Below are 16138 nucleotides of genomic sequence, written 5' to 3' on the forward strand. Positions count from 1 at the left end.
CCTGTAGCTCGGCGAGAGGAGCACGCGAGCAGACGGCCAGGGAGACGTCGTGATGCATCAGATGCTGGTTGGCGGCGTCGATGTGGTCGCAAAGGAATGAACAGCCGGTGCACCGATAGTCTGCATTGGGCGGAAACATGAAGTGATAAATGATCAGCTGGCTGCGGTTCTTGAAGAGATCGGCCAGCGATTTCCTTCCCTGGGTCGTGTCGAACTCGTAGGGCTTGTCGATCCGAAGCCATGGCAGTGCCCGTCGGTCCGCCGCGAGTTGTTGACGCTGGCGCGTAAACGCCTTTTCTTTCCCGAGATGCGCTTTGTGCGCTTCAAACCAATCCGTGTAAGGCGCGATGATGTGGTCGGTCATGTCGTCCTCCTTCCGCCTCTGGCGTATGCTGACGGTCTCGTTGCCTGTCTTTAAGACGTTGTTGAAAACCGCGATCCGACGTCACCTGTGCAATTTGTGCTGAAGAACGCGGCTGATGGCACCGGACGTCGACATTCAGCTTGACAGTCGTGCGCGCTTTGTTCTCTATATGTTCCAATCTATCAGCAACTGCGGATGTGCGGTCGGGATGGAAACGACAGCCACCATCCTGCATGCCGATCTCGACGCCTTCTATGCTTCGGTCGAGCAGTTGCTCGATCCGTCGCTGCGCGGCAAGCCGATCGCGGTCGGCGGCGGCGTGGTGCTCGCAGCCTCCTATGAAGCCCGCGCCTTTGGCGTGCGCGGCGGCATGCCGGGACGCAAGGCGCGCGAGCTCTGCCCGCATCTGATCTTCGTCGGCGGCAATTTCAGCGACTACCAGCGCCTGGGCGACGCCGCGATCAAGGTGCTCGACGACTTCACGCCCGTGGTCGAGCGCATCTCCATCGACGAGGCCTTTGCCGATGTCGCCGGCTGCACACACCTGTTCGGGTCCCCGCTAGAGATCGCCACGACCATCCGCCGCCGCGTCCGGGCCGAGCTCGGCCTACCGATCTCGATCGGCGTGGCGCGCACCAAGCATCTGGCCAAGATCGCCTCGCAGGTCGCCAAGCCCGACGGGCTGGTGGTGGTCGAACCCGGCACCGAGATCGCCTTCCTGCACGACCTGCCGGTCGGGCTGATGTGGGGCGTCGGCCCGGCGACGAAGGCGCGGCTGGCCGAAATCGGCATCGAGACCATCGGCCAGTTGGCCAGGACACACAGCGGCGCGCTGGCGCGGCTGCTCGGTCCCGCCGCCGGCGAAAAGCTGTCGGCGCTGTCATGGAACCGCGACCCGCGCAAACTGGAGGCGAAGCGCCGGGCGCACTCGGCCGGCGCGCAATCGGCACTTGGGCAAAAGCCTGCCGTGGCGCGGATCATCGTGCCCACTTTGCTGCACCTGGCCGACCGCGTCGCCAGCCGGCTGCGCGCCAAGGCAAGGCCCGGCCGCACGGTGACAGTGCGCGTGCGCTTTGCCGATCTCAGCGCTGTCACGCGCTCGATCACGCTTGACCAGCCGATTGCGGCGACCACGATGCTGGCCGAGATCGCCGGCGACCTGGTGCGCGGCTTGCTCGACGACCACCCGCACGAGAAGACGATCTCGCTGCTGGCGATCTCGGTCTCGCATCTCGAGGAAAGTGCCGAGTTGCAACTCGAACTGCCGCTCGGCCTCGCCGATGAGAAGCGCCGTCCGGGCACCCGAAAAGGCCTGGCACGCTTCGGTGCCGACCGCGCCATCGACAAGATCCGCGAGCGCTTTGGCAAGCAGGCGGTCGGCTACGGCACGGTGGCGCTGGAGGCCGCACGCTCCGTACCCGACGAATTCAGGGAATTGGCGCAGAAGGAGCTCTGAGGGCAGCCGAAGCCAATCGTGCCCTGCATATGACCGCGAGTTGTAACTGGTAGCAGCAAAAGAGTGACTTGATTTCAGGCCCTGGCTATTCGAGTAAGGTATAGCGGCCACAAGCCATGGAATGCGATGTTCACAGCCTTCATCGTTTGCGCGTCAGTCACAGCTCTCAGCGCGGTCGTCAGTCTCGGTTTCTCCTTGGCTGCGGCCATGAACGAAACCGGCAACGCCCGGACAATAGCTTTCTACGGTTGTGCACGCAGCGTGGCCTTGGTGGTCGCAAGCGCCGTGCCGTTTTTTACGGGTTCGACGGAATGGCTTGAAGCCGTCGCCTGGATAATGATCCTTGTGCAGGCTGGGGATGCTATCATAGGCGCCACGATCGATGATCGGATGAAAACCTTCGGCCCGGCCGGCATGTCGCTCGCCAACCTTCTGGCTCTCCTATGGCTCATCCAGTCTGTTCAATGAGACGACGACACACAGCTAAGCGTACGTGTGTTCCTCTGCCGTTCAACGCCATCCTTGTGGCTGCCTGCTTCAGCCTCTGATCGCCTTGCCGGCTTGCTGCAACAGCTCGAACGCCGCGAAACGCTTGGCGTGCCAGCCGGACAGCGAAGCGTTGGGATGATAGACCTCGCCGAGTTCCGACATGCCCGCCATGGCCGTCACCAGGTCCTTGTATGCTCCTGCGGCGACGGCGCCCAACATCGCCGAGCCTAGCAGCACCGGCTCCGGCGAGGTCGACGCCACCACCACCATGCCTGTCGTGTCGGCCAGCAGCTGGCGCACCAGCGGGCTTTGCCCGGCGCCGCCGCTGACGACGATGGTGTCGACAGGAATGCCCTTCTCATGCTCGGCTCGCACGATCTGGCGCGCGCCGTAGCCCAGCCCGCAGACGCCGGCGACATACAGCCCGACCAGGCTGTCGTGGCCGGTGTCGAGATCGAGCCCGGCAATCAGCGCGCGCGCATCTGGGTCGGCGAAAGGTGCGCGGTTGCCGAGGAATTCCGGCACGACATGGATCTCGCCGACCAGCGCCGGCATTGCTGCGGCACCCCCACGGCCTTGCGCCTGCAGCGACAGCCAGGCGCTGAGGCTGAGCCCTTCGGCCTGCGCCCTGGCCGCGGCTTCGCCGGCCGCCGGGTGCATGCGCACAAGATGGTCGATGGCCGCACCTGCCGCCGATTGACCACCCTCGTTCAGCCACAGCCCCGGCACCATGGCCGAGAAATACGGACCCCAGACGCCGTCGACGAAGGCCGGTTTGGCGGTCGACGACAGGGTGCAGGCCGAGGTGCCGAAGACATAGGCCATGCGCGACAGGACACTGCCGAAATCGCCGCGCGCCCCGACCGTGCCGACACCGCCGGCATGCGCATCGATCAGCCCGGCCGCCACCGCGGTGCCGGGGGCGAGGCCAAGGTCGGCCGCCGCCTGCCCGATCAGTCCGCCGCCCAGCGATGCTCCCGCCGGCACGATCTCGGTGCCGATGCGCGCAAACGCCTCGTCGGCCAGCGCGCCGAGGCCGACGTTGCGGAAATATGTCTCATCCCAGCGGCTCTCATGCGCCAGATAAGTCCATTTGCAGGTCACCGTGCAGACCGAGCGGGCAAGGCTGCCAGTCGCCCGCCAGGTCAGGAAATCGGCGAGGTCCAGGAACTGCCAGGCGGCGTTGAAGGTGGCGGGCATGTTTTCCGCAAGCCACAGAAGTTTCGGTGTCTCCATCTCAGGCGAGATGACGCCGCCGACATAGCTCAGCACCGCAGCGCCGCTGCGGTTGATGCGGCGCGTCTGCTCGATCGCGCGGTGATCCATCCAGACGATGATGTTGCGTTCGGGATTGTTGGACGGGCCCACCGGCAACGGCACGCCGCCCTCACCCAGCACCACCAGCGAACATGTGGCGTCGAAACCGATGCCGGCGATCGCCTCGGGCGCTATGCCGGCCTCAGCGACAGCGGCGCGGGTGGCAATGCAGACCGCCCGCCAGATGTCGTTGCTCGACTGCTCGACGATGTCGCCGGCCTCGCGCCAGACCTCGATGTCCTGCTTGGCCGAGGCAAGCAGGTTTCCCGCCTGGTCGAACACCCCTGCCCGCGCGCTGCCGGTGCCGACGTCGATGCCGAGATAATGGGGCATGGGGGGAAACCTTTCGGTTAGGGTAGCGGGGGAGTAAGGGAGTAGGGCAGTAGGGGAATAGGCAGCAGACGAATGGCGACTAGATTTGAGCCCGGACTTTGGATCGCACGACAGCATACTGCCCTAGTGCCCTAGTGCCCTACTCCCGTACTCCCCTATTCCCCTACTCCCTTAAAGATCATTGCTCTGCGGCAGGATCACCAGATCCCGGATCGTCACGTTGCGCGGCCGGGTCAGCATGAACATCACTGCCTCGGCGACCTCGCGCGGCTGCATCAGGCCGCCGGCGGCGAGCTCTTCCTCGAGCTTGGCTTTCGGCCAGTCGTCGACCAGCGCGGTCACCACCGGGCCAGGTGCCACCGCGCCGACGCGCAGGCCGTGCTTGGCAACCTGCCGGCGCACCGTGTGGACGAAGGCCTGCACGGCATGCTTTGAGGCCGTGTAGATCGGCTCCCAGACCACCGGAACCAGCCCGGCGATCGAACTGGTGACGATGATGTCGCCGGTCTTGCGCTCGACCATATGCGGCAGCACCGCGTGGATGGAGCGGAACACGGCGTTGATGTTGAGGTTCAGCATGCGGTCCCAGGTGTCGGGATCGCCGGTCAGCACCTCGCCGCCCACATAGGCGCCGGCATTAGCATGGAAGATGTCGAGCTGCCCGGCCTTTTCCAGGATCTGCGGCATCATGGTGGCGACGCTTGATGGCTGCATCAGGTCGATCACCAGCGGGATCGCCTTGGGGCCGAGTTCGGCGCACAGGCTGTTCAGCGTCGCCTCGGCGCGGTCGACCAGCACGACGCTGGCGCCCGCCGCCAGCATGTATCTTGCGCATTCGAGGCCGATCCCCGACGCCGCCCCGGTGACGGCCGCAACTTTTCCGGACAGTTGAGTCATATCTCTCTTCCTGTTGATGGGTTCAGGCCCGGCCATGGGAAACACGCGAACGGCGGGCCAGCGAGTCGACGATGACTGCTATGGCAAGCACGGCGCCTGTGATCATGTACCGAAGCGACGAGGACAGATCGAGCAGCGTCAAGCCGCTGGCGATCGACTGGATGACGATGATGCCGAGCAGTGCCGAATAGGCGCTGCCGCGGCCGCCGAACAGGCTGGTGCCGCCGATGACGGCCGCCGCGATGGCGTTGAGATTGACGTCGCCGGTGCCGGCCTGCTGGCTGGCCGACGCAAGCCGGGCCGCCGACAGCACGCCGCCGAAAGCGGCCAGCATCGAGCACAGCACGAAGGCGCTGGAATAGATCAGCCGCACATTGATGCCGGCGCGCCGCGCCGCCTCGCGGTTGCCGCCGACCGCTGACATCGAGCGGCCCCATTTCGTCCGCGTCAGCGCGTAGTGCATGGCAATGACCAGGCCGACGAACAGGCCGAACATCCACGGAATGCCGCGCGCCTGGTTGAGATAGAAGACGATGAGTTCGAGCACGATCGTGATCGCCACCGCCCGCGTGACGATGCCGCCGGTCGAGGGTGCCGACAGGTTGGCGGCGCGCCGGCGCGCAACGGTGCGCAGGCCGGTGATCAGCATGACGATGCCAGGCACCGCCGCCAGCCCGAACGACACGAATTTCGGCATCACCAGAAGCTGGCCGAAATTAACCAGGTTCGAGCCGTAAGGCAGGTTGATCGAGCCGGTGGAGCCAAGGATGTAGAGCTGCAGGCCGAGCACCGCGAGCAGTCCTGCGAGCGTCGAGACGAAGCTCGGCATGCCGAGCCGGTTGAACAGCAGCGCGTAAAGCGCGCCGATGAAGCCGCCGACGGCGACCGCGGCGAGGATGGCGAGCGCCACCGGCCAGCCCTGGTTGACCCAAAGCGTGCCAACCAGCGCCGAGGCAAAGCCGCTGATCGAGCCGACCGACAGGTCGATCTCGCCGACCATCAAAACGCAGACGATGCCGAGCGCGATGACTCCGACTGTGGAGGAATCGAACAGCAGATTGACCAGGTTGCTGCTCGACAGGAAGATCGGATTGATGCTGGCGAACACCGTCCAGATGATGACCAGCCCGACGATGACCGGCAGCGAGCCGAGATCGCCCGAGCGCACGCGGTCGACGAAGGCGCGGATGCTGCCGCTCAAGCCCGCCTCGTGCTTGACGCGCACGTCGGCGCGGTCGAGCTGCGGCGGAGCTGCCTGTTCCACTTGACGGCTCATGGGCGTGGCTCCTGGGTATGATCCTGTCGGGCTTGCCGGCGTTCGGCCCGTCGCGACACCGAATTGTTCGACGCGCCGGTGATGGCGCTGACCAGCTCCTGGTTCGAGGCGTCGGGGGTGAAGATGCCGTTGTTGCGGCCAAGCCGCAGCACCACGATGCGGTCGGCGACCGCGCGCACGTCTTCCATGTTGTGGCTGATGATGACGACGCCGAGGCCGCGGTCGCGCACCCGCTCGATCAGGTTGAGCACTTCGGCAGTCTGTGCGACACCAAGCGCCGCCGTCGGCTCGTCGAGCAGGATGAGCTTGGGTTCGAGCAGCAGCGAGCGGGCGATCGCCACCGTCTGGCGCTGGCCGCCCGACAGCGACGCAACGACTTCGCGCACACTGGGGATGCGCGCCGACAGCTCATTGAGCAGCGTCCAGGCGCGCACTTCCATCGCCACCTCGTCCAGCCGCAGCGGGTTGAGCTCGCGGCCGAGGAAGATGTTGGCGACGATGTCGAGGTTCTCGCACAGCGCCAGGTCCTGGAACACGGTGGCGATGCCGAGCGTGAGCGCCGCACTCGGGTCGGCCAGCGTCACCTGCCTGCCGAGATAGCTGATGGTGCCCGAGCTTGGCTGATGCACGCCGGCCAGGATCTTGACCAGCGTCGACTTGCCGGCGCCGTTGTCGCCAACCAGCGCCACCACCTCGCCGGCATGGACATCGAGATCGATGTCGGTGAGCGCCGAGACGGCGCCGAAATTCTTCGAAATGCCGCGCAGGCTGAGCACCAGCTCGCCTGTCGGAACCGGTTCGTCCGGGGTATCGATCATGCCTGGAATACCTTTCAAGAAAGGACCGGTTCAAAAAGCGGGTAGGCGCTGCCTGGCCGCCGCCGGAGCCTGTTCCACCCCGATGCATTCGGGGTGGGGCTCCAGCCTATTGTTCGGCCAGGCAGCGGAACGGGGCAAGGGTCGCGGTCAGTTCCCGATGCCCAGCTTCTTGCAACCCTCCGCGTAGCGATCGACGCAGAGTTCGGCCGCGGTGTTGATCTTCTTGTCGATGATCTCGGCCTTCAGGTTTTCCTGCGTCACCACCGCCGGCGTGAACAGCTGCGACGGCGTATCGTACAGCGTCATCTCGGCCTTCGGCGTCTCGCCCGAAAGCAGCTTGATGGCGACGTTGGCAGCAGCCGCCGCCACGATCTCGCTCGGCTTGGAGATGGTGTTGTACTGGTCGCCGGCGATGATCAGCTGCAAGGCGGCGATCGTCGCGTCGTTGCCGGTCACCGGCGGCACCGGATCGACGCCGGCTGCCTTGAAGGCCGCGATGGCGCCACCACCGGTGCCGTCATTGGCGGCCACGACGCCGAGGATCTTGGGCCCGAAGCGGGTGATCTGGCCGCCGGCCCATTGCTGCGCCTTCGGCGGCGCCCATTCCGGCGTGTCGTATTCGGCCAGGATCTGGTAGCCGCTGTTGTCGAGGCCTTCATGGATGCCCTTCTTGATCAGCCCAGCCGCCGCGTCGGTCGGCGAGCCGTTGATCTGCAAAACGCCACCGGTGGCCGGATCGACCTTGAGCGCCTTCAGATGCGCGACCAGCGAGTCGGCGATCGCCTTGCCGATGCCTTCATTGTTGAACGAGACATAGAAGTCGGCCGGTGCGGTCGGGATAGGCCGGTCATAGGCGATGACCTTGATGCCCTGGCTCTGCGCCAGCTTGACTAGGGAGGCGGCGGCGGTCGAGTCCACGGGATCGAGCACGATCGCCTTGGCGCCCTGCGAGATCACCGAGTTGAACTGCTGCTGCTGGCGCGAAGCGTCGGCATCGGCGTTCTGGTAGAGCACCTTGCAGCCCGGGCACAGCTTCTTCATCTCGGCGGCAAAGCCGGGATAGTCATGCTGTTCGTAGCGGGTCGAGGCCTGGTCGGGCATCAGGAAGGCGACGGTGGCGTCGGTGACCTCGGCCGCCCTTGCGATCGCGGCGGTGCCGGCCAGCAGCGACAGCGCAATTGCTGCCATGCCGGCGGACTTCAATGAAGATGAAAATCGGGTCATTCGGTCTTCTCCGTTTCTGGATATGGTTGTAAGAAGGTCGTTGACTGCTATGTTGTGAAGACACGCCTCCGCCCTCGCCCCAACTGCAATTGGGAACCAGGGCCCGGCACCGGCCTCTTGGCCGCGCCGACATCCTCCGCTGGCGAAGGATTTCTAGGACAAGCGCTCTCCATCGCGGACCGCGTTATGCGGGCCACGTTGTCAGGCGAAAAATGTGGTTCCTCCCTTGGGTCCTCCCTGGCTCCTCCGTTAAGCGGCTTTTCCCGCGTTGATGTTGTCGGCCAGCAGGCGCCTGAAACGCGAGGGCGGCATGCCCTTCTCCGCCAAGAACTGCCGGTTGAAATTGGACAGATTGTTGAAGCCGACCTCGTAGCAGATGTCGGTGATCGAGGCTTGCTCGTCGCTCATCAGGATCTGGCAGGCGAGGTTGATGCGCAGCCGCTTGACATATTGCACCAGCGACATGCCGGTGTGGCGGCGAAACGAGCGTGAGAAGGCGCCGGTCGACTGGCCGGCGATGGCCGCCAGATCCGTCTCGTCAAACAGCTGCGTCAGGTTTTCACGGATATAAGCCAACGCCTTGTTCATGCCGGCGGTCATGTAGCCCGAGGGATCCGGCCGGTAGCTGGCGCTGGCGAGCAGCTGGAACTCCTGGGCCCGGCTGAGCAGGCCCGATATCATCATGAACAGCTCGATGCGGCGCACGCCTTGCGCCTGCATCATCTCTTCCATCAGCGGCGCCAGCTCCTTGCTGGTGCGGCTGGAAAACAGCACGCCGCGCCGCGACGCCTCGAGCAGTGGCCCGAGCCCCGCCAGTTCCGGCAGCACATGCATGGCATCACCAATGAAGCTTTCCGAAAACTGGATGATGCGGCCGCGCAGCGGAACGGAGCTGTCCCTCGGGATATCGCTCACCCAATTGTGCGGCAGGTTGGGTCCGGTCAGCACCAGATTGCCTGGCTCGAACTCGCCGATGAAGTCGCCGACGAAATAGCGGCCGTTGGTGAAGATCACCTGATGCAGTTCATATTCGGGATGGAAATGCCAACGCACCGTGTGGAAGGGGTAGCCATGCGACCACGCCTTGAAGGACTCACCGCGTCGTATCTGGACAACTTCCAGGTCCGGTTCCATGTCCGTCTCCTCCGGGCCAGCACGGATCGTTGCCGCGTTCGACCCACATTCCCTAACCGGCCGAATTGGTTTCGGCTCTGCATTTCGAGACCACGCTACCGGCTCATGACAGCAGGCGCCACCACGATTCAGGGCAGTGGATGATACTTTTTTAACCGGGAAAGGGACACGGAAAGGCAATATTCGGGCAGGATGGGATCAGAACCGCTGACCGCAACGCGCCTGGTTCGGGCCGAGGGCAACTGCCCCTGTTGAACCTGCCCTCCCAGCCCATCCGCCTCGGATCAAACCACTCAAGCTGGGTCAAAGTCGCCCTCGTGCGCGACCGCCGTAAGCGGAAACCTCCTCAGTCCGTCGCCGACATGACGACGAAGTCCTGGCCGGAGCGGCTATCGGGATGCAGCGGCGCGTCGGTGAGCACCATCACCATGCCCGGATGCATCCTCGCCTGCATGGCGTCGAGGAAGCTCTTTTGCGTGCTGAGCCGCTTGAGCATGTCTTGCTCATTATTGAAGAACGAGCCGGAACTGGCGCTGCGGCTGATGTCGACCCATTGCCAGTCATTGGCGGCTCCCGCCACCTGCAAGGTCAGCACATGGCTGCCAAGCCCGCCGGAGCCGGTGATGGTCAATGGCGCCTGCGCGACGACCACGCCGTTCTCGATCAGCATGATCTGCTTGTCGCCCGACGAGGCGATGATCGAGGTGACCGGGAAGTCCTCCGGCTCGACCCAGTCGGCGGCGCGCTTGTGGCCGTCCTTGGAAGCGACGACGTTCTGGAACTGCCCGGCCGCGTAGCCACCCAGCACCATTCCGGGATTGGTCAGTTCGGCCGGGTCACCGCGCGCGCCCGAAATGATGACCGGCGTGCCGATATGGGTGATGCCGAACAGATTGCTGGAAAAGGCGAGCGGCAGCCGCACGCAGCCATGCGAGGCGGGATAGCCCGGCAGATTGCCGGCATGCAGCGCGATACCCGACCATGTCAGCCGGTTCATGTTCGGCATCGGCGCATCATTGTAGGTGCTCGACTTGTGGTCCTTGTCCTTTTGGAGAATGACGAAGATGCCGGTCGGCGTCTCATGTCCGGGCTTGCCGGACGAACAGGTCGAGACTGCTATGCGCACGCCGTTGCGATAAACATGCACACGTTGCTGCGGCAAGGAGACGATGATGGCGACCGGCCCCTTCTTCTGGCGTTCCGGATGCCAGGTGAACTCGCCGGGCTTGAGATCCTTGATGTCCTCAAGCGTCTCGGCGGCGAAGCTTCGTACCGCCGGCAACAACGCCAGCACGCCGGCGCCAAGCACCAAATGCCGTCTGTCGAGACCCATGCCGCCCCCCTCGTCATGACCAGCCGTCAGTCTAGAGGCTTTCCGGCCCGGATAGAAGCGGTCATGTTTGGGCGGATCGGGTCGCGCCTCGCTCTCACCCGAACCGGGCTTGCGTCCACGCTCCACCAGCCGCATTCGACTCCACCGCCGCCGCGACGAACTTCACGCCGCGCGCGCCGTCGACGACGTCAGGCACTTGCGCCGCTCGGGCCGGATCGACCGCCGCGCCCGAGCGATGCGCGCGAATGATATCGGCGGCGTCGCGGTAGAAATTGGCGAAGGCCTCGATGTAACCTTCAGGATGCGCCGCCGGCATGCGCGACACCCGCCGGCTCTCTTGCGTTGAGCCATGGCCGCCGCGCACCAGCGTGCGGCTTTCCTCGCCGTAGATGGAGAAGCGCAGTTCCTCAGGCCGCGCGCCCGACCATTCCAGCCCGGCTCTGTCGCCATAGATGCGCACGGACAAATCATTGTAGTGGCCGGGCGATGTCTGGCTGGCCAGGATTGTGCCGCGCGCTCCGCCGGTCCAGCGCACCAGCACATGCGCATTGTCGTCGAGCCGGCGCCCCGGCACCGCGGTGAACAGGTCGGCCGAAACCGCCTCGGCCTCACAGCCCGAGATGTAGCTTGCCAGATTGAAGGCATGCACGCCGATATCGGCCAGCACCGCCGACTGCCCAGCGCGCGCCGGGTCGGTGCGCCACTCCGCCTGCTTCTGGCCTTCGGCGTCGATCGGCCTGGTCAGCCAGTCCTGTATGTAGGCGCCATGCACCGACACGATGCGCCCGAGTTCGCCCGCCGCCACCATCTCGCGCGCCTGGCGGACCATGGCGTAGCCGGTGTTGTTAAGAGTGACGACGAAGCGGCGTTTCTTCGACCGCGCGAGCGCCACCAGCGCTTCGGCGTCGGCCAGCGTCGTCGACAGCGGCTTGTCGCAGATCACGTCGATGCCGGCTTCGAGGAAGGCTGTCGCGATTGGTGCATGCAGATGGTTTGGCGTGACGATGACGACGGCCTCGATGCCGTCCGGTCGCGCGGCTTCGGCCTGCGCCATCACGCGATAATCGGCATAGCTGCGCTCCGGCGCCATACCGATCTCGGCGGCCGATGCGGCGGCGTTCTCCGGGTCGGAGGACAGCGCGCCGGCGACCAGAACGATCTGGTCGTCGAGGCGCATGGCCAGCCGGTGCACGGCGCCGATGAAGGCATTGCGGCCGCCGCCAACCATGCCGACCCGCAAGCGTTGGCGTGTCGAGCCGTCCGATGTTGCATAGACCATGATTTTTCAAACTCCTCCGGACAGGCGATTTCTGGGGGGTGCAAGCCGATAACACCGCCAGCGCTTTCGAACACGATTTCCAATTTCCATATTGTAAAACGATCGTGCCGCGCTAGCCTGAAATCATGAGTGGGGCAGGCAAAACATCGGGACGGTCCGTTGCAGACGAGGCGGCGACCCGCAAACGCGGACGCTCGCTGGCGGCACTCGGTTACATCCAGCCGCAGACCTATGAGGAGTTGCGCGCGGTGCTGTCGTCCGGCACCGTGCATTTCCCCAAGCGGCTGCGTCAGGTCGCCATCTTCCTGTGGCAACATCCGAGCGACGTCGCGCTCGGCACCATCGCGCAGGTGGCGGCACAGGCCGGCGTGCAGCCCTCGACGCTGGTACGCTTCGCCCAGATCTTCGGCTATGCCGGCTTTTCCGATTTCCAGGGCCTGTTCAAGGACCATATCAAGGGGTCGTGGCCGGACGGACGCGGCGAGCAGCGGAGCGAACCCAACGCCGACCTGCATTTCCTGCACGGCATGGTCGGCGCCTCACAGGCCTCGCTTGGCCGCGTCGAGAGCGATTTCGACATCGAGAGTTTCGAGAAGATGGTGACGCTGCTGGCGGCCGCCGACCTGATCTATGTCATCGGCTCCAAGCGCGCCTTCCCCGTCACCACCTATCTGTCGCTGACGCTCTCGCAGCAGGGCGTGCGCAACGTGCTGGTCGACAATGTCGGCTCCACCGCGCTCGACCAGGTCGGCTGCATCGGCAGGCAGGACGCCGTTCTGGCGGTGTCCTTCAGCCCCTACAATTCGATCACACCCGACCTCRTCGCCGTGGCGCATGAGCGCAACGCCGGCATCGTCACCATCACCGACAGCACCTTCAGCCCGCTGATCCGGCTGTCGGACACCTGGCTGGAGGTGGTCGAATCCGACTTTGCCGGCTTCCGCTCGCTGGCGGCGTCGCTGGCCGTCGGCATGGCGCTGGTCCACGCAGTCGTCGCGCGCCGCGGCCAATGAGGCGCTGCTGGCACAATTGACTGCCGGGAATTGACGTTCCATATTTCGAAAAATAGAAACTTTGTTCCGGGAGGAGGAATGGAGCTTCAGATCAAAGGCAAGGTGGTGCTGGTCACCGGCGCGACGCAAGGCATTGGCCGAGCGATTGCCGAAACGCTTGCGCGTTCGGGCGCCGGTGGTCTGCTGGTCACCGGTCGCGAGAAGGCGCGCGGCGATGCCGTGGCAGCCGAGCTTTCGCGGCTCGGCACGCCCACTGTTTTCGTCGCCGCCGACCTCTCCGACCCCGAAGCCCCTGCCCTGCTGGCGCAAGCCTGCATCGATCGCTTCGACCGCATCGATGGCCTTGTCAACGCCGCCGGCCTGACCGACCGCGCGTCCTTCCTCGATGCCGACCTCGATGACTGGGCAGCGCTGTTCGCCGTCAATGCGCGCGCACCATTCTTCCTCATGCAGGCGGCGATTGCCGATATGAAGAAGCGCGGCCAGGGCGGCGCCATCGTCAACATCCTGTCGATCAATGCCCATTGCGGCTCGCCGGAGCTCGCGGTGTACTCGGCCACCAAGGGCGCGCTGGCGACGCTGACCAAGAATGCCGCCAACGCCCATCGCTTCGACCGCATCCGCGTCAACGGCATCAATGTCGGCTGGACCGACACACCGGCCGAACGCACCATGCAGGCCGAGACGCTCGGCAATGGTCCGGGCTGGCTCGACGCCGCCAAGGCCTCGCAGCCTTTCGGCCGCCTGTTCTCGACAAGCGATGTGGCGAACCTCGCCGTCTTCCTGCTTTCCGACGCGGCCGGACCGATGACCGGCACGCTGGTCGACCAGGAACAGTGGGTGATCAGGGCGAACCGGTGAGCGTCGCCCCCTCCCCCGAGACACTTGGGCCGGCGCTGCTCGCCCGGTTGCCTGCCGCCGTCCAGAAACCGGCCTATGACCGCGCGGCGCTCGCGCCCGGCATGGCGCACCTCGGCGTCGGCGCCTTCCACCGCTGCCACCAGGCCGAATACACCGACGATCTGCTGGCCAGCCATTTCGACCGCTGGGGCGTCGTCGGCATCAACATCCGGCCACCCAGCCTTGACGACACACTTGGCCGGCAAGGCTGTCTCTACACGCGGTTGATCCGCGAGAACGGCAATGTCGAGGCGCGCGTCATCGGCAGCATCATAGAGGTAGTCGACAGCCAGGCGAGTGCCGCACCCGCGCTCGATGTGCTGTCCTCCTCCGACATCGAGCTGGTGACGACGACGGTGACCGAGAAAGGTTATTGCCACATCCCGTCCAGCGGCGAACTCGATCTCGACCATCCCGACATCGTCCACGACCTCGCCAACCCCGAGAAGCCACGCAGTGTGCCCGGCCTGTTGGCGCGGGCGCTGGAATTGCGCCGGGCGACACATGGCCGGCCGCTGACGCTGCTCTCCTGCGACAACATCCCGGCCAATGGCACTATCCTGGCCAATGTCGTGCAGGCTTTTGCCGAACGGCGCGGCAACGGCCTTGCCGACTGGATCTCGGCCAACGCCGCCTTCCCGTCGGCCATGGTCGACCGCATCGCGCCGGCGGTCACGCAAGCCGACCTCGACGGCGTCGAGCAGCGTTTCGGCTACCGAGATGCGGCGGTCGTCGTCGGCGAGCCGTTCCGGCAGTGGGTGATCGAGCAGAAATTCGCCGGCCGCGTGCCGCGCTGGGATCGGGTCGGCGCCAGCTTCGTCGACGACGTCACGCCGTTCGAACATCTCAAGATGCGGGTGCTCAACGGCGCCCAGACGACGCTTGCCACGCTCGGCGTGCTGGCCGGCCTCGAACACACATTCGATGCCATCGCCGACCCGCTGCTGTTGGCCTTTGTGCAACGCATGCTTGTCGAAGAGACGCTGCCGACGCTGCTGCCGGTGCCGGGCATGGAACCGCTGGCCTATGTCGCGCAGAGCCTCGGCCGGCTGCGCAACATCGCGATCCGCCACCGCAACCACCAGATTGCCACCGACGGTTCGCAAAAGATCGTCCAGCGCCTGCTCAACCCGATCCGCGACCGCCTGAGCCAGGGCCAAAGCATCGCGCTGCTGGCGCTCCCGGTCGCCGGCTGGATGGCCTACCTGATCCAGGCCTCGGCACGGTTCGGCAAACGCTGGCCGGTGTCGGACCCCTATGCCGGCAAGGTCGCCGACATATCGGACGCAACCGGCCGCGATCCACAGGCACTGGTGGCCGGCATCCTTGCCATCGAGACGATTTTCGAGCCCGGCCTTGCCGCGAACGATGTGTTCCGCAGGTCCGTCACATCAACGCTCGGCGAGCTGCTGTCGGACGATCCGATGGCCGCCGTCAGGCACAGTCTGGAACAGGGCGAGGCGGTACGGTTGAAGCGGCCCGCACAATCGGCATAGTGGAAGTCGGTCATGAAGCCACGACGAGAGCAATTCCAGGAAAAGTGTGAAACGGCTTTCCGCCCGGAATTGCGGCAAAAACAAAGGGATAGAACGGTTCCTCGTTCCGTGAAACGATGGACTGTTCAGGGGAGGCATGATGAAACTTGGACTACTCACCGCACCTTTCGCGGAGACGCCGCTTGGCGAGGTCGCCGGCTGGGCAAGCTCCGCCGGCTTCGAGGCGCTGGAAATCGCCTGCTGGCCGAAATCGTCGGGCGCCAGCCGCCGCTATGCCGGCACCAGCCACATCGACGCCGCCTCGACTTCCGCCGCGCAGGCCAGGGAGATCGTCGCCTTGCTGGCGGAGAAGAACCTCTCGGTCTCCGGCCTCGGCTACTATCCCAACCCGCTGCACCCCGACGCCGCACACCGCGAGGCTGTCATCGGCCATCTGAAGAAGGTGATCGTGCTGGCCGCCAATATGGGCGTAACTGTCGTCAACACTTTTTGCGGTGGCGATGCCGCCAAGACCGTCGACGTCAACTGGCAGGAGGCGCTCAAGGTCTGGCCCGAAATCGTCGCCCATGCGCGCGGCCATGGCGTCAAGCTCGCCTTCGAGAACTGCCCGATGATCTTCAGCTATGACGAGTGGCCGGGCGGGCACAACATCGCCTATTCGCCGCAGGTCTGGCGCCGCATCCTGGAAGCCTGGGGCGGCGATGTCGGCATGAATTTCGACCCTTCGCACCTGGTCTGGCAGATGATCGACCAGGCCCGCTTCATCCGGGAATTCGGCCCCTACATGCTGCATGCCCACGCCAAGGACC

The 16138-nt window shown here is 65.2% G+C and carries 15 protein-coding genes; 6 read left to right on the forward strand and 9 right to left on the reverse strand.

The features are described 5' to 3' along the window. The coding region (locus tag ACXJ7R_RS10440; RefSeq protein WP_457151758.1) for a DUF899 family protein at positions 1 to 364 on the reverse strand (364 nt) is incomplete at its 3' end. 208 nt (positions 365 to 572) lie between these two features. On the opposite strand from ACXJ7R_RS10440, the gene dinB reads away from it, so the two are divergent. After that, positions 573 to 1820: a DNA polymerase IV gene (dinB, locus tag ACXJ7R_RS10445; protein ID WP_457151759.1), complete on the forward strand. Its 1248-nt coding sequence runs from the start codon at positions 573 to 575 to the stop codon at positions 1818 to 1820. 207 nt (positions 1821 to 2027) lie between these two features. Next, positions 2028 to 2288, forward strand: coding sequence for a hypothetical protein (locus tag ACXJ7R_RS10450; protein WP_457151760.1), 261 nt, complete (start codon positions 2028 to 2030; stop codon positions 2286 to 2288). A 69-nt stretch (positions 2289 to 2357) separates the two neighbouring features. Here ACXJ7R_RS10450 and ACXJ7R_RS10455 read toward each other — a convergent pair whose 3' ends face one another. The 8 genes from ACXJ7R_RS10455 to ACXJ7R_RS10490 form a co-directional block, all read right to left on the reverse strand. Continuing rightward, complete coding sequence (locus tag ACXJ7R_RS10455; protein WP_457151761.1) at positions 2358 to 3959, reverse strand: FGGY-family carbohydrate kinase; 1602 nt, start codon at positions 3957 to 3959, stop codon at positions 2358 to 2360. A gap of 171 nt (positions 3960 to 4130) precedes the next feature. Beyond that, complete coding sequence (locus tag ACXJ7R_RS10460) at positions 4131 to 4856, reverse strand: SDR family oxidoreductase (protein ID WP_457151762.1); 726 nt, start codon at positions 4854 to 4856, stop codon at positions 4131 to 4133. A 22-nt stretch (positions 4857 to 4878) separates the two neighbouring features. After that, positions 4879 to 6132: a sugar ABC transporter permease gene (locus ACXJ7R_RS10465; RefSeq protein ID WP_457151763.1), complete on the reverse strand. Its 1254-nt coding sequence runs from the start codon at positions 6130 to 6132 to the stop codon at positions 4879 to 4881. Beyond that, positions 6129 to 6950 (reverse strand): ATP-binding cassette domain-containing protein, encoded by an 822-nt coding sequence (locus ACXJ7R_RS10470; protein WP_457151764.1) that lies wholly within the window; start codon positions 6948 to 6950, stop codon positions 6129 to 6131. The genes ACXJ7R_RS10465 and ACXJ7R_RS10470 overlap by 4 nt, the downstream gene beginning before the upstream one ends. Positions 6951 to 7097: 147 nt before the next feature. Next, positions 7098 to 8174: an ABC transporter substrate-binding protein gene (locus ACXJ7R_RS10475; protein ID WP_457151765.1), complete on the reverse strand. Its 1077-nt coding sequence runs from the start codon at positions 8172 to 8174 to the stop codon at positions 7098 to 7100. Between the two features lie 249 nt (positions 8175 to 8423). Further along, on the reverse strand, positions 8424 to 9308 hold the full coding sequence (locus ACXJ7R_RS10480; protein WP_457151766.1) for a helix-turn-helix domain-containing protein: 885 nt from the start codon (positions 9306 to 9308) through the stop codon (positions 8424 to 8426). A gap of 346 nt (positions 9309 to 9654) precedes the next feature. Next, the gene (locus ACXJ7R_RS10485; protein WP_457151767.1) at positions 9655 to 10641 is read right to left on the reverse strand and encodes a L,D-transpeptidase; all 987 of its coding nucleotides are present in this window, start codon (positions 10639 to 10641) and stop codon (positions 9655 to 9657) included. A gap of 94 nt (positions 10642 to 10735) precedes the next feature. Continuing rightward, positions 10736 to 11920 (reverse strand): Gfo/Idh/MocA family protein, encoded by a 1185-nt coding sequence (locus ACXJ7R_RS10490; RefSeq protein WP_457151768.1) that lies wholly within the window; start codon positions 11918 to 11920, stop codon positions 10736 to 10738. A gap of 125 nt (positions 11921 to 12045) precedes the next feature. Here ACXJ7R_RS10490 and ACXJ7R_RS10495 point away from each other — a divergent pair, with 125 nt between their 5' ends. The 4 genes from ACXJ7R_RS10495 to ACXJ7R_RS10510 form a co-directional block, all read left to right on the forward strand. Next, positions 12046 to 12933 (forward strand): MurR/RpiR family transcriptional regulator, encoded by an 888-nt coding sequence (locus ACXJ7R_RS10495; protein ID WP_457151769.1) that lies wholly within the window; start codon positions 12046 to 12048, stop codon positions 12931 to 12933. 78 nt (positions 12934 to 13011) lie between these two features. Beyond that, a complete protein-coding gene (locus ACXJ7R_RS10500; protein ID WP_457151770.1) occupies positions 13012 to 13794 on the forward strand; it encodes an SDR family oxidoreductase in 783 nt (260 codons plus the stop codon). Then, positions 13791 to 15329 (forward strand): mannitol dehydrogenase family protein, encoded by a 1539-nt coding sequence (locus ACXJ7R_RS10505; RefSeq protein WP_457151771.1) that lies wholly within the window; start codon positions 13791 to 13793, stop codon positions 15327 to 15329. The genes ACXJ7R_RS10500 and ACXJ7R_RS10505 overlap by 4 nt, the downstream gene beginning before the upstream one ends. Positions 15330 to 15468: 139 nt before the next feature. Next, the coding region (locus tag ACXJ7R_RS10510; protein ID WP_457151772.1) for a sugar phosphate isomerase/epimerase family protein at positions 15469 to 16138 on the forward strand (670 nt) is incomplete at its 3' end.

This window comes from Mesorhizobium sp. P5_C1 (genome assembly GCF_054049815.1).

Bases quoted from the DNA above. Each gene is read 5' to 3' on its own strand.
- ACXJ7R_RS10475 (WP_457151765.1), bottom strand. From the start codon at position 8,174: ATGACCCGATTTTCATCTTCATTGAAGTCCGCCGGCATGGCAGCAATT.
- ACXJ7R_RS10450 (WP_457151760.1), top strand. From the start codon at position 2,028: ATGAACGAAACCGGCAACGCCCGGACAATAGCTTTCTACGGTTGTGCA.
- ACXJ7R_RS10455 (WP_457151761.1), bottom strand. From the start codon at position 3,959: ATGCCCCATTATCTCGGCATCGACGTCGGCACCGGCAGCGCGCGGGCA.
- ACXJ7R_RS10490 (WP_457151768.1), bottom strand. From the start codon at position 11,920: ATGGTCTATGCAACATCGGACGGCTCGACACGCCAACGCTTGCGGGTC.
- ACXJ7R_RS10470 (WP_457151764.1), bottom strand. From the start codon at position 6,950: ATGATCGATACCCCGGACGAACCGGTTCCGACAGGCGAGCTGGTGCTC.
- ACXJ7R_RS10460 (WP_457151762.1), bottom strand. From the start codon at position 4,856: ATGACTCAACTGTCCGGAAAAGTTGCGGCCGTCACCGGGGCGGCGTCG.
- ACXJ7R_RS10465 (WP_457151763.1), bottom strand. From the start codon at position 6,132: ATGAGCCGTCAAGTGGAACAGGCAGCTCCGCCGCAGCTCGACCGCGCC.
- ACXJ7R_RS10480 (WP_457151766.1), bottom strand. From the start codon at position 9,308: ATGGAACCGGACCTGGAAGTTGTCCAGATACGACGCGGTGAGTCCTTC.
- dinB (WP_457151759.1), top strand. From the start codon at position 573: ATGGAAACGACAGCCACCATCCTGCATGCCGATCTCGACGCCTTCTAT.
- ACXJ7R_RS10500 (WP_457151770.1), top strand. From the start codon at position 13,012: ATGGAGCTTCAGATCAAAGGCAAGGTGGTGCTGGTCACCGGCGCGACG.
- ACXJ7R_RS10485 (WP_457151767.1), bottom strand. From the start codon at position 10,641: ATGGGTCTCGACAGACGGCATTTGGTGCTTGGCGCCGGCGTGCTGGCG.